Source organism: Geodermatophilus sp. DF01-2 (genome assembly GCF_004571065.1).
Lineage (GTDB): Bacteria > Actinomycetota > Actinomycetes > Mycobacteriales > Geodermatophilaceae > Geodermatophilus.
The window spans coordinates 108,428-122,485 of sequence record NZ_SPQN01000004.1 but is presented as its reverse complement, the minus strand read 5'-3'; the positions used below and the strand labels follow the sequence as shown (position 1 = coordinate 122,485).

Sequence of the window (14,058 nt, the reverse complement as noted above, 5' to 3'; positions counted from 1 at the left end):
GGTGTCCCCGGTCGGAAAGCCCAGCGGCCCGGTGATCGAACCCCGCGCCCAGTAGGCCGGCAGCGCCGCACCGGTGACCGCGTGCGCGCCCGTGCCGGCCGACCAGTAGACCGACCCGTGCTGGAACGCCGCCGCCTGCCCCCCGGTCACCGGACCCTGATCGGCCAGCGGGAACCCGAGCGCGCCGGGACCCCCCGCCCGCACGTAGCCGGCCAGCACGTCACCGGAGACCACCCGCGCCCGGGTCGCCTGCGACCAGTACAGCGTTGCGCCGGCGAACGGACTCACCAGCCCCCGGACCCCGTCCCGGCCGGTCACCTCCGCGGTGTCCCCGGTCGGAAAGCCCAGCGGCCCGGTGATCGAACCCCGCGCCCAGTAGGCCGGCAGCGCCGCACCGGTGACCGCGTGCGCGCCCGTGCCGGCCGACCAGTAGACCGACCCGTGCTGGAACGCCGCCGCCTGCCCCCCGGTCACCGGACCCTGATCGGCCACCGGGAACCCGAGGGAACCCTCCGGGCCTCCGGTCGCCCAGTACTCCACGAGCACGGGACCGGACAGCACACGCGCCCCGGTGGCCGGCGACGCATAGATGGACCCGCGTTGGAAGGCCGTCGCCGACCCGCCCCCGACCGCACCCGTGTCACCCGCCGGGAACCCCAGCGGCCCGCTGACGCCCCCGGTCGCCCACCAGGCGGCCCGGTCGGCACCCCTGACGAACCTGGCCCCGGTCGCGGCCGACCAGTACATCGACCCTCCCTGGAAGACGGCAGCGCTCCCCCCGGGAACGCCCGCCAGGTCACTGGTCGGGAAACCGAGCGTCCCGCCGGTGGACCCGAGCGCCCAGTACCGGGTCAGCACGTCCCCCGCCAGCCAGTGCGCCCCGGACTTGGCGGACCAGTAGATCGACCCGCCCTGGAACGCCGTTGCCCGGCCGCCGGCGACCGAACCGCTGTCGGCCACGGGGAAGCCCAGGGAGCCGGTGACCCCACCCGTGGACCACCAGTTGGCCAGGAACTCCGACGTCACCGCGTGTGCGCCGGTCGCCGGAGACCAGTAGACCGACCCGCCCTGGAAGGCGGCGGCCTCCCCGCCGGGGACGCCACCGATGTCGGCGACCGGGTAGCCGAGGGGCCCGCCGACGCCGCCGGTGCTCCACCAGCGGTACATGACCTCGCCCCGCAACAGCGCCGCCCCGCTCGCAGGGGACCAGTAGATGGAGCCCTGCTGGTAGGCGCGCGCACAGCCCCCGTCCGGCAGGGAGCAGTCCGTCGCCGCGAGCGGCGCACCGAGCGCCCCGGCCCCGCCGAGGGCCCGGTACTTCAGGGCGATCGCGCCGCTGCCCGACGACTGGGTGGAACCGAACCAGTCGGTGAAGTAGCTGAAGAAGTTGCGGTTGCCGTAGGAGGAGCAGCCGTCCCCGCTCCCGTAACCAGCGTCCAGCGCAGCGCGGTTGGGCACGTAAGGGGTGTAGTTGTACAGCGCCGCGGTCGCACCGTTCCGGATGGCGACGGCCTGCCGGCCGCAGTCGTTGTACGGGTGGTACAGGATGTTGTTGACGACGCCGGCACGGTACGAGTAGCGCGTCGGGTTCTGCACGTACCGCTGGTACTGGCTCGCCGCGCGGTACAGCTGGTTCTGCAGACCCGCATACGCCGGATCGCACCTGCCCGTGCCGTCGTCCGGGCACGCGTAGCCCATGGCACGCTCGTACATCTTCGCCGTGGGGTTCGTCGTCCGGACGAACCCCATCTCCTTCTGCAGCGTCACGAGCAGCACCTGCGGGTTGACTCCGCAGGCCTGGGCGACCTTGTAGACGATCATGGCGGCGCTCTCGGCACCCGATCCGCTGTACCCGCCGGGGCAGTAGCTCGACGGGGCCCAGCTGGTCGTGGCGCCGACGTAGTCCTTGAGACACGGGCTGCCGTCGTTGCCGCGGACGCAACGGGCGCCCTTCTCGGAGAGGAAGGTCTGCACGGCGGCGGGCGACATGGCGCCGGCGTCGAAGAAGACCGTGTCCGAGATGATGTTGCCGGGGTCGAACTCCCGGAGGTCCGCGGCGGCTGCCGGGGTCGGCGTCACGACGGCGACCAGGGCGACGAGCAGGCCGGCGACGGCGAGGAGCAGGCCACCGGCACCGGCCCGGGCCATGGTCGGTCGCTGACGGAGCTTCACGGCACCTCCACCGCGGTGGTGGACGCCGCCCGCTCGGCACCGGCCGGGGAGGAGTAGCTGAGGGTCGCGTCCCAGGTGCCCGAGGTCAGGGATCCGGTGGGCACGACGAGCTGGCCGCAGGTGGTGTTGCTGACGTCGGCGAGCCCCTCGGACTCGGCGCTGAACGACTGCCCGTCCTGGGCGAGGACCAGCCGGCAGGTGCCGCCGTCCTCGATGACACCCGCGACGTAACCGCCCACGACGACGCCGCCTGCCGCCGCGTCCACCGTGGCGTACGTGATCTGCACGGACACGCCCTCGGGGACGGCCGTGTCCGTCGCGACGTCCGCCGGGTCCTCCGGGATGGGGTTGGGGTTCACGGGGGCCGACGTCCCAGCCGGCCCGGCGGTCCCGGGCCCGCCGACTGCGGTCGCTGGGGGCGTCGGCGCCGGATCGGACGCGGAGCCGGCGTCGACGGTCGGCGCGACCTCCTGGCCGACGAGCGCGACACCCGCGCCGGCTGCGGCCGCCGTGGCCAACGCCAGCACCCCCAGGGCGACACGCCGGTCAGCCACGGCGGACACCCACGAGCCCGGCGACCGCGGCGCCTCCGGGACCGGGCCGGACCGCCCCGGCCGATCGACGCCCGTGGGACACCGAAGCCCCTCGCCAGCTGAACACCATCACCCGTACCTCCGTCGGCCGCACTGCGATCAGGCCGCGGTGGTGCGCGCCTGACGCCGGTCACGACTCGTTATCGGCAGTCACGCGGCGCAACTGAAGCGGGGGGTTCGTGCCGGGCGGTCTCGGGAGCGGGCTACGGCCGTTCCGTCCGACCGCAGACGGCGGTCAGGAACTCCGTCAGCGCGGCCTCCCAGGGCCGGGGGGGCGGCAGTCCGGCAGCGAGCCAGGTGGACAGGTCGAGGACCGACCAGCCCGGGCGTGGCGCCGGCCGGGGGAAGTCCGCGGTGGACGTCGGGATGACGCGGGCCGGATCCGCCCCGATTCCCGCGAACACCGCCCGGGCCAGCCCGTGCCAGGAGACGTGCCCCGTGTTGGCGCAGTGCAGCACCGGCGGCAGCGGCTCCGCGCGGGCCCCGGCGGCGACCAGTCCGGCCGCGAGGTCGGCTGCCCACGTCGGCGAACCGACCTGGTCGTCGACCACCCGGACCGTCTCCTGCTCCCGCTCGAGGCGGGCCATCGTGCGGACGAAGTTGGCACCGTGCGCGCCGTACACCCACGCGGTCCGGACGACGGTGGCGTCGCCCCCGGCGGCCGCGACCGCCCGCTCCCCCGCCGCCTTGGTCCGGCCGTAGGCCGAACGCGGTGCCACCGGGGCGTCCACCGGATAGGGCTCGGTGGCCGTGCCGTCGAAGACGTAGTCGGTGGAGACGTGCACGAATCGGCCGTGGCCGGCCAGTTCCTCGGCCAGCCAGCCGGGGGCGCGGCCGTTGACCAGCAACGCCGTCGTCTCGTCGGTCTCAGCGGCGTCGACGGCGGTGTAGGCGGCGGCGTTGAGGACGACGGGGCGTTCCCCCCGCTCGCGCGCCCGGGCCAGCCAGCCGCGGACGACGTCCCGGACCCGTCGCTCGTCGGTGAGGTCGAGCTCGGCCCGACCGAGCGCCGTGACGCTGTCGCCGGGCCGGCCGGCCAGCACGGCCCGCAGGTCGCCGCCGAGCTGGCCGCGTGCGCCGGTCACCAGCCAGGCGACGGGCGCCGCGTCCCCCGTGCGGCCGGCGCTCACGCCCGGACGGTGGCCGCCGCCTTGAGCGGCTCCCACCAGGCCCGGTTGTCGCGGTACCACTGCACGGTGAGCGCCAGCCCCTCCTCGAAGGGCATCCGGGGGGCGTAGCCGAGGGCGGCGGTCTTGGAGTAGTCGACCGAGTAGCGCAGGTCATGGCCGCCGCCGCGCGGGTCGACGATCTCCTCCACGTAGCTCCAGTCACGGCCGGTGGCCTCGAGCAGCTTCTCGGTGAGCTCCCGGTTGGACAGCTCGCGGCCTCCGCCGATGTTGTAGAACTCGCCCGGCCGGCCCTTCTCCAGGACGAGCTGGATGCCGCGGCAGTGGTCGTCGACGAACAGCCAGTCGCGGACGTTGGCGCCCTCGCCGTAGAGCGGCACCCGCTGCCCGTCGAGCAGGTTGGTGACGAACAGCGGGATGACCTTCTCCGGGAAGTGGTACGGCCCGTAGTTGTTGCTGCACCGGGTGATCGAGATGTCCAGCCCGTAGGTCTTGGCGTAGGCGCGGGCGACCAGGTCGCCGCCCGCCTTGGCCGCGGAGTACGGGGAGTTGGGCTCGAGGACGTGGTCCTCGGTCCAGGAACCCTCCTCGATCGAGCCGTACACCTCGTCGGTGGACACGTGCACGACGCGGCGGACGCCGTGGCGCAGCGCGGCCTCGAAGACCTGCTGGGCACCGAGGACGTTGGTGAGCACGAACTCCGACGCCCCGGCGATCGAGCGGTCGACGTGCGACTCGGCGGCGAAGTTCAGGACGACGTCGTGCCCGGGCAGCGCTGCGTCGAGGTCGGCGGCGCTGCAGATGTCACCGCGGACGAAGCGGTAGCGGGGCGAGTCGGCCACCGACGCCAGGTTGGCCAGGTTGCCGGCGTAGGTCAGCTTGTCGAAAACGGTCACCACGGCGTCCTCGAAGCCGGGGTAGCCCCCGGTGAGCAGGGTGCGGACGTAGTGGGAGCCGATGAAACCCGCTCCCCCGGTGACGAGCACGCGCATGAGCCCGATCCTCCCGTCGGGGGACGTCCGGGGCATCCACCCGGTGAGCGAGGCGTGTCGTGCCCGCCGACGGTGGCCGGCGCCGCCTGGCCGACGTCGCCGCAGGTGGCACCGCGGTCCGGGCCTCGTCCGCCGCTCCCGGGCGACCGCCGGCGCCGGTCCCGGCAGGCAGGCGCGTCCCGTTCGTCCCAACCGTCCCGTGCGACCCCCTCGCACGGGCCGGAGAGGCCGTCCGGCACCTACCATCGCCAACAGCCTCCGGCACTGCCCGCCGCCGGACGACGGCGGTCGGGTGGGCCCCGGGCGGGGACGTGTCGCCACCGCCGCGGCCCGGACCAGAGCAGAGGGAAGGACGTCCACGTGAGCCCGAGAACCCCCGGACCGTCCGCGTCGGGCGCCGGCCGGCCGCTGCCGGCCCGCCTGGACCCGCGCGCGGGCCGCTCCGGCTCCTCGCGCTCCCGGTCACGGCACCAGGCCGTCGACGGACCCGAGCAGGAGGGCCCCGCCCCGCGGCGTCGCACCGGCCGGGCCGCCACGGTGGCGCGGGCCGTCGCCGGGGTGCTCTCGGTCGTCCTGCTCGCCGGCTCCGGCTGGGGGTGGTACCTGGGTCAGGTCGCCGAGGCCACCGTCAACCGCACCGACGCCATCCCCGACTCGGGCAACGACGGGACCGGCGCGGCGCCGGAGGCGATGAACCTGCTGCTGGTCGGCAACGACAGCCGGGCGGACCTGAGCGAGGAGCAGCTGGCCGAGCTCAACGCCGGCGCGGACTCCGGGATCAACACCGACACGATGATCCTGGTGCACATCCCGGCCGACGGCTCGCGCGCCTCCTTCGTCTCCTTCCCCCGCGACTCCTACGTGCAGATCCCCGGCTACGGCTGGGACAAGCTCAACGCCGCCTACGCCTACGGGTACGCCGACACCCCGGAGAGCGCCTCCGTCGAGGAGCGGCAGGCCGGCGGCGCCCAGCTGCTCGTGCAGACGATCAGCGGGCTCACCGGCCTGCAGATCGATCACTACGCCGAGGTGGACCTGCTCGGCTTCTTCAACCTCAGCTCCGTCGTCGGCGGGGTCGAGGTCAACCTCTGCGAGCCCGTGGACGACTCGCGCTGGTCGGGGGCGGTCTTCCCCGCCGGCGTGCAGACCATCAGCGGCGCGGACGCGTTGGAGTTCGTCCGGCAGCGCCACGGCCTGCCGCGCGGTGACTTCGACCGGATCGTCCGTCAGCAGGTCTTCATCGCCGGCGTGCTGCGGAAGATGCTCTCCGACGACGTCCTGCTCGACCTGGGCAAGCAACGGGAGCTGGTGGAGGCCGCCTCGCAGTCGCTCACCATCGACCAGAGCCTCGACCTGTTCGACCTGGCCGAGCGGATGCAGTCGGTGACCGCCGGCAGCATCGAGTTCCAGACGATTCCCTACGTCGGCGACGACGAGGACGAGCAGGGCCGCTACATCCTCCGGCTCGAGGACGAGGACACCCTGCACGACTTCTTCGCCGAGCTCTCCGCCGAGCGGGAGGCGCCGGCCGAGGACGCCGCACCCGAGGCCCCCGAGACGGTCGCTCCGTCGGCGGTCACGGTCGACGTCTACAACGGCTCCGGGGTGACCGGGCTGGCCGCCGAGGCCGCCGGTGCGCTGGAGAGCGCCGGGTTCGTCGTCGGCGGGACCGGCAACGCCGACTCCACCGACTACGAGCGCACCGTCGTCCGGCACGCCCCGGGCGACGAGGCCATGGCCGCCGCGCTCGCCGGCGCCATCCCCGGTGCGGTCGTGGAGGTCAGCGACGACGCCACCTCGGGCACCGTGCACCTGGTGCTGGGGTCGGACTTCACCGAGGTCGGCCAGGCCGTCACCCCGCCCGCACCCGAAGAGCCGGCCGAGGGCGAGGACGCCCGCACCGCCGCCGACACCACCTGCATCAACTGAGCCGGCGGCGGGGCACGATGCGGGAATGACGCCCGCCGACCTGCTCGCCGGCGCCCTGCGCCGGGACGCCGCCGCCCCGCTGGTGACCTCCTACGACGACGTCAGCGGTGAGCGGGTCGAGCTGTCGGCGACCACCCTGGCCAACTGGGTGGCCAAGACGGCCAACCTGCTCCAGGACGAGTTCGACGTCACCGGCGGCAGCACCGTCGCCGTCGCGCTGCCCGTGCACTGGCAGACCGCGGCCGTCCTGCTGGCGGTGTGGAGCTGCGGAGCCGCCGTCCTCGACACCGCGGCCGAGGACGACGGCCGGCTCGGCGACGCCGACGTCGTCCTGGCCGCGCAGGACCGGCTCGCCCCCCTCGAGGAGCAGGACCTCCCCGAGCTGCTCGGCCTCTCCCTGCACCCGCTCGGGATGGGCATGACCGGGTACGCCGGCCCGGCCCGCGACTTCGCCCTCGAGGTGCGCGCGCACGGCGACGTCTTCGCTCCGTGGCAACAGCCCGACCCGGCCGCCCCCGGACTGCTGCTGGGCGGGCTGGAGCTGACCCTCGGGGGCCTGGTGGAGACCGCGCGGGAGCTGGCCGGGCGGCTGGGCCTGGTCGCCGGCGACCGGGTGCTGGTCGACGACCGCACCGCCGCCGAGGCGGGCCCGGTGGCGTGGCTGCTGGCCCCGCTGGCCGCCGGCGCGTCGATCGTGCTGGTCCGCTCCCCCGACCCGTCGCTGCTGCCGGGGCGTGCGTCCGCCGAGCGGGTCACCGCTACGCTCGGCCGGACGATCGACGGCATCCGCGAGCTGGGCCGCCCTGCCTGACGCAGGTGCCCCAGCCGCCCGGACGGACGGTGGGGTTCCTGCATGGACAAGGTGGTGGGCAGCGCCGCTGAGGCGGTGGCCGACATCCCGGACGGCGCGATGCTCGCGGTCGGCGGTTTCGGGTTGTGCGGTGTTCCGGTCGCGCTGATCGATGCGCTGCTGGAGCAGGGCGCGTCCGGTCTGACGACGATCAGCAACAACTGCGGTGTGGACGACCAGGCCCTCGGCGTGCTCCTCTACGCCGGGCGGATCACCCGGACGATCAGCTCCTTCGTCGGCGGCAACAAGGAGCTGGCCCGGCTGTACCTGTCCGGGGAGCTGTCGGTCGAGCTGACCCCCCAGGGCACGCTGGCCGAGCGGCTGCGCGCCGGTGGCACCGGCATCCCCGCCTTCTACACCCCGACCGGGGTGGGCACGATGGTCGCCGACGGCGGCATCCCGGTCCGCTACGGCGCCGAGGGCAACGTCGTCGAGACCTCCGCGCCCAAGGAGATCCGCGAGTTCGACGGTCGGCAGTACGTGCTCGAGACCGCGCTGAGCGCCGACTTCGGCCTGGTCCGGGCCGCGGTCGGCGACCGGCACGGCAACCTGGTCTTCCACGAGTCGGCGCGCAACTTCAATCCGCTGGCCGGGATGGCCGGGCGGGTCACCATCGCCGAGGTCGAGGAGCTGGTCGAGCCGGGCGGTATCCGGCCCGAGGACGTGCACCTGCCCGGGGTCTTCGTCGACCGGGTGGTCGTCGTCGGACCCGAGGGCAAGCGGATCGAGAAGCGCACCACCCGTCCCCGCCCGTCGGCGGCGCCGCTCGCGGCCGCCGGCGAGGAGGCCACCGTCGAGGGAGTCAACTGACATGGCCCTGAACCGCGACCAGCTCGCCGCCCGCGTCGCGCTCGAGCTCACCGACGGCGCGTACGTCAACCTGGGCATCGGCATGCCGACCCTGGTGCCGAACTTCGTGCCCGACGGAGTGCACGTGGTGCTGCACTCGGAGAACGGCGTCCTCGGGGTGGGCCCCTACCCCTACGAGGGCGAGGAGGACCCGGACCTGATCAACGCCGGCAAGGAGACCGTCACGATCCTGCCCGGCGCGTCCTTCTTCGACTCCTCGCTCTCGTTCGGCATGATCCGCGGCCGCCACCTCGACCTCGCCGTCCTCGGCGCGATGCAGGTCAACCCGCGCGGGGACCTCGCCAACTGGCTCATCCCCGGCAAGATGGTCAACGGCATGGGTGGCGCGATGGACCTCGTCCACGGCGCCCGCCGGGTGATCATCATGATGGAGCACGTGGCCCGCGACGGGTCCCCGAAGCTGGTTCAGGAGTGCACCCTGCCGCTGACCGGCAAGGCGTGCGTCGACCGCGTCGTCACCGACCTCGCCGTCGTCGACGTCACCGGTGACGGCTTCACCCTCCGCGAGACCGCCCCGGGCGTGCCCGTCGACGAGGTGGTCGAGAAGACCGGCGCCCCGCTGACCGTCGCCGACGACGTGCGGGAGATGCCGCTGCCGGCGACCGTGTGAGTCGCTCCGTCGTCCCGCCGGATCCGGCGCGCGCCGGCGAGGAGGCCGTGTGACCGAGCTCGCGAGGTCACACAGGGACACGGCACCTCATAGCACGGGGCCGACGAGGGCCAGCGAGGAGGCTCCGTGACCTTCTCCGTCGTCGCCCGGGACCTGGCGACCGGCGAGCTGGGGATCGCGGTCTCCTCGTGCATCCTCGCCGTCGGCCGGGCGGTGCCCAGCGCCCGGCCGGGCGTCGGCGTGGTCGCGGTCCAGGCCCGCAGCCGGCGCGGGCTCGGCCAGTCGCTGCTGGCCGGGCTCGCCGAGGGCGCCGACCCGACCGACCTGGTGCGGGCGGCGGCGCACGCGGCCGAGGACGTCGACCGGCAGATCGCCGTCCTCGACGCGTGCGGCCGGGTGGCCGCCGACACCGGGCGCGGCTCGTTCCCGGTCAGCGGCCACCTGCTCGGCGAGCACATGAGCGTGCAGGGCAACATGCTCGCCTCGCCGGAGGTGCTGCCGGCGATGGCGCAGGCGTTCACCGCCGCCCGCGGCAACCTGCCCGACCGGCTGCTGGCCGCGCTGACCGCCGGCCAGGACGCCGGTGGAGACGTGCGAGGCCGCCAGTCCGCGGCGCTGCTGGTGGTCAGCGGGACACCGGCCAGCGAGGAGGACGACGGCGTGCGCATGGACCTGCGGGTCGACGACTCCGGCGATCCGGTGGCCCAGCTGCGGATGCTGCGCAACCTGCAGCGGGCCTACGACGAGCGGGACTACGAGACCCTGGCGCTGTTCGCCCCCGAGGGCGCCCGCGACCTCTACGCCGCACTGGCCGCCTCGCAGCGCGGCGACCGGGCCGCGGCGCGCGGCGCCCTGGAGGCGATGCGCGCCCGGCCCGGCTGGTCGGCGTGGCTGACCGCGATGGCCGGCGACGCCCGGCTGGCCGGAGTGTCCCGCCTGCTGGACTGAGGCCCCGTCCCGAAGTGGCCCCGTCCAGAGGCTCGCCGCGAGCCTGCGAGTGGTGAGGAGGACGGGGTCCTTCATCAGCGCAGCAGGCTGCGGGCGATCACCATGCGCTGGACCTGGTTGGTGCCCTCGTAGATCTGGGTGATCTTGGCGTCGCGCATCATCCGCTCGACCGGGAAGTCCTGGGTGTAGCCGGCGCCACCGAACAGCTGGACGGCGTCGGTGGTGACCTGCATGGCGACGTCGGAGGCGAACGCCTTGGCCGAGGCCGAGACCCGGGTGACGTCCGGGCGGCCCTGCTCACCGGCGGCCGCGGCGACGTAGACGAGGTGACGGGCCGCCTCGATCCTCATGTCCATGTCGGCGAGCATGAACTGCACGCCCTGGAACTCGGAGATCGACCGGCCGAATTGTGTGCGGTCCTTGACGTAGGCCACGGACGCGTCGAGCGCGCCTTGGGCGATGCCCACGGCCTGCGCGCCGATGGTCGGCCGGGTGAAGTCGAGGGTCCGCAGCGCGGTCTTGAAGCCGGTGCCGGGCTCACCGATGATCCGGTCGGCCGGGATCGTGCAGTCGGTGAAGTAGAGCTCGCAGGTGGGCGAGCCCTTGATCCCCATCTTGCGCTCCTTGGGGCCGACGGCGAAGCCCGGGTCGTCCCGGTGGACGGCGAAGGCGGAGATGCCGTTGGCGCCCTTCCCCGGATCGGTGACGGCCATGACCGTGTACCACGCGGAGACCCCCGAGTTGGTGATCCAGGCCTTGGTGCCGTTGAGGACCCAGCTGTCGCCGTCCCTGCGGGCGCGGGTCTTCATCGCGGCGGCGTCGGAGCCGGCCTCCCGCTCGGACAGGCCGTAGCTGATCATCGCGTCGCCGGCGGCGATGGGACGCAGCACCTGTTGCTTGAGGTCGTGCGACGCCGACAGGATCACCGGCATCGAGCCGAGCTTGTTGACCGCCGGGATCAGCGAGGCGCTGACGTCGACCCGGGCGACCTCCTCGATGACGATGCACGTCGCGATCGCGTCGGCACCCTCGCCGCCGTATGCCTCGGGGATGTGGGTGGCGTGGAAGCCGGCCGCGGTCAGCGCCTTCTGCGCCTCGACGGGGTACCGCGACTCGGCGTCCACCTCGGCGGCGTGCGGCGCGATCTCCCGCTCGGCGATGTCACGGACCGCGTCGCGGATCGCCTCGTGCTCCTCGGTCAGGGCGTACAGCCCCACAGCGTTGTTACCCACCGGTAAATCGTAGGACGCCCTCGTATCAGGAGGAAGCGAGCCGCTCCTGCAACGCCGTGTCGCGAGCGAGCACCGAGTCGGCGAGGTCGGCCTGGAAGCGTTCGACGGCGGCCCGCAGGTCCGGATCGGCGGCGGCCAGGATGCGCACGGCGAGCAGCCCGGCGTTGCGCCCCCCGCCGATGGCGACCGTCGCCACCGGCACGCCGGCCGGCATCTGCACGATCGACAGCAGGCTGTCCAGCCCGTCGAGGCGGTCCAGCGGCCGCGGGACGCCGATGACCGGCAGCGGCGTGGCCGCGGCGACCATCCCGGGCAGGTGTGCCGCTCCTCCGGCGCCGGCGATGACCACCCGCAGGCCGCGTCCGGCGGCGGACTCCGCGTACTCGAGCATCCGGCGCGGTGTGCGGTGCGCGGAGACGACGTGCGCCTCGTACGGGACGCCGAACTCGGTCAGCGCCTGCGCGGCGGGCTCCATCATCGGCCAGTCGGAGTCGCTGCCCATGACGATGCCGACGATCGGGTCCACGGGGCTCCTCGGTGCTCGGTGCTCAGTGTTCGGACGGGAAGTGGAACGCCGGGTCGATCTCGCCGTCGGCGAGGTAGCGCGCCGCGGCCACCGCCCGGGCGCGCACCTCGTCGAGGTCGGCGCCCAGGGCCGTCACGTGGCCGAGCTTGCGGCCGGGGCGCTGACCCTTGCCGTACCAGTGCAGCTTCACGTCGGGCCAGTGCGCCATGAGGTGGTGCACCCGCTCGTCCAGCCCCGGCCCGGTCCAGCCCTCCTCGGCCGTGCGCCCGCCGAGGACGTTGGCCATCACCACCACCGGCGCGGTCATCGCCGTCGCGCCCAGCGGGTAGTCGAGGACGGCGCGCAGGTGCTGCTCGAACTGGCTGGTCCGAGAGCCCTCGATGGTCCAGTGCCCGGAGTTGTGCGGCCGCATCGCCAGCTCGTTGACCAGGACGCCGTCCGGGGTCTCGAACAGCTCGACCGCGAGCACCCCGACGACGCCGATCCGCTCGGCGACCCGCACCGCGAGCTCCTGGGCGGCGGTCGCGGCGGCCTCGTCGAGCCCGGGCGCCGGCGCCAGTACCTCGGTGTTGATGCCGTCGCGTTGGACGGTCTCGACCACCGGCCAGACGGCGACCTGCCCGAACGGCGAGCGGGCGACGACGGCGGCCAGCTCCCGCAGCAGGCGCACCCGCTCCTCGGCCAGGAGGGTGCCGTGCCGCTCGAGCAGCTCGGCGGCCGCGGCGGCGTCGTCCACCACGAAGACGCCCCTGCCGTCGTAGCCGCCGCGCGGCGTTTTCAGGACCACCGGCCAGCCGTGCCGGGCGCCGAACGCGGCGACCTCGTCGACGGAGGCGACCTCGGCCCACGCCGGCTGCGGCTCCCCGGCCTCGGCCAGCGCCCGGCGCAGGACCAGCTTGTCCTGGGCGTGCACCAGCGCGTCCGGGCCGGGCGCGACCCGGTGCCCGGCCGCCGCCAGGCTGCACAGGTGCTCGGTGGGCACGTGCTCGTGGTCGAAGGTGACCACGGTGGCGCCGTCGGCGAGGCCGAGGAGGGCGTCCAGGTCCCGGTGGTCGCCGAGGCGGACGTCGGCGGCGACGAGGGCCGCGGACTCGTCGGGGCCGGTGGAGAGCACCCGCAGCGACTGGCCGAGCGCGATGGCGGCCTGGTGGGTCATCCGGGCCAGCTGGCCGCCGCCGACCATGGCCACGACGGGGAGTCCGGTGCGCGGGTCTGGTCTGGGCGCCATGGTGCGTCGAGCCTAGCGAGGCAGCGGACCGAGACCTCCGACCCTGCTCGCCGAGGCCCCTGACCGCGGCCTCGGGCCGTAGAGTCGGCAGACATGCCGTTCCTCGACAGCGTGGCCCGCCGGGCGGGCACCACCTGGCGGCTGCTGCTCAAGGAACTGGGCGCGTTCGGCGTCGTCGGGGCCGTGTGCTTCGTCGTCGACCTCGGCGTCTTCCAGCTGCTCTACGCGCAGGTCGGCGTGGGAGCCGTGACGGCCAAGCTGATCTCGACGCTCGTGTCGATGACGCTGGCCTACGTCGGGCACCGCCACTGGTCGTTCTCCCACCGAGCCCGGACCGGCCTGCGCCGGGAGTACCTGCTCTTCGCGCTGGTCAACGGCGTCACCCTGCTGCAGGGCCTGACCGTGGTCGCGTTCGTGCGGCATGGTCTCGACCAGGAGAGCGCTCTCGTGCTGCAGGTGGCCAACGTGGCCTCGATCGTCCTCGGCACCGCGATCCGCTTCCTGTCCTACCGGCGCTGGGTGTTCGTCACGGTGGAGACGCCGGCCGTCCCGACTGCCCGGGTCGCGGGCCTGCCGTCCCTGGCACCGGAGTCCTCCGTCGGCCGACCGTGACAGGTCGTGCTCCACGACCGGCCGGCGCACCGGTCACCTGATCCTCTCCTGCTCGGCGCCTGACCGGTGCTGCTCCCGTGCGCAACGCAGAGACCGAGGCGCACGTCGGACCTGCGCGGTCGGGCGGTTCGTCGACGGGCTCGGCAACGGGGACAACGGATCTCCGGGAGGGCTCGGCGAGGAGGAGGGGTCCGTCCGGGCACGCCCGGACGGACCCCTGCCGCCCTCCCCGTCACACCGGGCAACGGGGGGTATCACACCCCGGCCGTTCCCCGCGTCGCGGGCGACGTCCCGCGAGCCGGACACACGTACTCACCCGGAGCCGCTGAACTCCTCCGGCGCGGGTGACCCTTCCGTCACAGGAGACGA

General features: G+C 74.1%; 12 protein-coding genes and 1 pseudogene. 6 read left to right on the top strand and 7 right to left on the bottom strand.

From position 1 onward, the window contains the following. The 4 genes and pseudogenes from E4P41_RS02810 to rfbB all read right to left on the bottom strand — a co-directional run. Nucleotides 1–2,172: pseudogene (locus E4P41_RS02810) on the bottom strand (hypothetical protein); the annotation flags it as partial. Further along, nucleotides 2,169–2,726: a hypothetical protein gene (locus E4P41_RS02805; protein WP_135139347.1), complete on the bottom strand. Its 558-nt coding sequence runs from the start codon at nucleotides 2,724–2,726 to the stop codon at nucleotides 2,169–2,171. The gene E4P41_RS02805 and the pseudogene E4P41_RS02810, both read right to left, overlap by 4 nt. A 242-nt stretch (nucleotides 2,727–2,968) precedes the next feature. Then, nucleotides 2,969–3,895: a dTDP-4-dehydrorhamnose reductase gene (gene rfbD / locus E4P41_RS02800; protein WP_209307499.1), complete on the bottom strand. Its 927-nt coding sequence runs from the start codon at nucleotides 3,893–3,895 to the stop codon at nucleotides 2,969–2,971. Further along, the gene (gene rfbB, locus E4P41_RS02795) at nucleotides 3,892–4,884 is read right to left on the bottom strand and encodes a dTDP-glucose 4,6-dehydratase (protein ID WP_135139346.1); all 993 of its coding nucleotides are present in this window, start codon (nucleotides 4,882–4,884) and stop codon (nucleotides 3,892–3,894) included. Before rfbB ends, rfbD begins: the two co-directional genes overlap by 4 nt. Before the next feature lie 360 nt (nucleotides 4,885–5,244). Here rfbB and E4P41_RS02790 point away from each other — a divergent pair, with 360 nt between their 5' ends. The 5 genes from E4P41_RS02790 to E4P41_RS02770 all read left to right on the top strand — a co-directional run bounded on the left by E4P41_RS02790 (nucleotide 5,245) and on the right by E4P41_RS02770 (nucleotide 10,091). Beyond that, on the top strand, nucleotides 5,245–6,813 hold the full coding sequence (locus E4P41_RS02790; RefSeq protein ID WP_245177064.1) for an LCP family protein: 1,569 nt from the start codon (nucleotides 5,245–5,247) through the stop codon (nucleotides 6,811–6,813). Between the two features lie 25 nt (nucleotides 6,814–6,838). After that, on the top strand, nucleotides 6,839–7,624 hold the full coding sequence (locus tag E4P41_RS02785; RefSeq protein WP_135139345.1) for a TIGR03089 family protein: 786 nt from the start codon (nucleotides 6,839–6,841) through the stop codon (nucleotides 7,622–7,624). Between the two features lie 42 nt (nucleotides 7,625–7,666). After that, nucleotides 7,667–8,473: a CoA transferase subunit A gene (locus E4P41_RS02780; protein ID WP_135139344.1), complete on the top strand. Its 807-nt coding sequence runs from the start codon at nucleotides 7,667–7,669 to the stop codon at nucleotides 8,471–8,473. A gap of 1 nt (nucleotide 8,474) precedes the next feature. Beyond that, a complete protein-coding gene (locus E4P41_RS02775; RefSeq protein ID WP_135139343.1) occupies nucleotides 8,475–9,143 on the top strand; it encodes a CoA transferase subunit B in 669 nt (222 codons plus the stop codon). Between the two features lie 126 nt (nucleotides 9,144–9,269). After that, complete coding sequence (locus E4P41_RS02770) at nucleotides 9,270–10,091, top strand: DUF1028 domain-containing protein (RefSeq protein ID WP_135139342.1); 822 nt, start codon at nucleotides 9,270–9,272, stop codon at nucleotides 10,089–10,091. Between the two features lie 74 nt (nucleotides 10,092–10,165). On the opposite strand, the gene E4P41_RS02765 is transcribed toward E4P41_RS02770, so the two are convergent. From E4P41_RS02765 to E4P41_RS02755, 3 genes are read right to left on the bottom strand one after another with little or no spacing between them, the layout of a single operon-like run. Next, nucleotides 10,166–11,323 (bottom strand): acyl-CoA dehydrogenase family protein, encoded by a 1,158-nt coding sequence (locus tag E4P41_RS02765; RefSeq protein ID WP_135139341.1) that lies wholly within the window; start codon nucleotides 11,321–11,323, stop codon nucleotides 10,166–10,168. 25 nt (nucleotides 11,324–11,348) lie between these two features. Further along, entirely contained in the window at nucleotides 11,349–11,849 is a 501-nt protein-coding gene (purE, locus tag E4P41_RS02760; protein WP_209307498.1) for a 5-(carboxyamino)imidazole ribonucleotide mutase, read from the bottom strand. A gap of 22 nt (nucleotides 11,850–11,871) precedes the next feature. Further along, a complete protein-coding gene (locus tag E4P41_RS02755) occupies nucleotides 11,872–13,077 on the bottom strand; it encodes a 5-(carboxyamino)imidazole ribonucleotide synthase (RefSeq protein WP_135139340.1) in 1,206 nt (401 codons plus the stop codon). 93 nt (nucleotides 13,078–13,170) lie between these two features. Between E4P41_RS02755 and E4P41_RS02750 the strand changes: the two genes are divergently transcribed. Beyond that, a complete protein-coding gene (locus tag E4P41_RS02750; RefSeq protein ID WP_135139339.1) occupies nucleotides 13,171–13,689 on the top strand; it encodes a GtrA family protein in 519 nt (172 codons plus the stop codon). Nucleotides 13,690–14,058 lie beyond the last annotated feature (369 nt).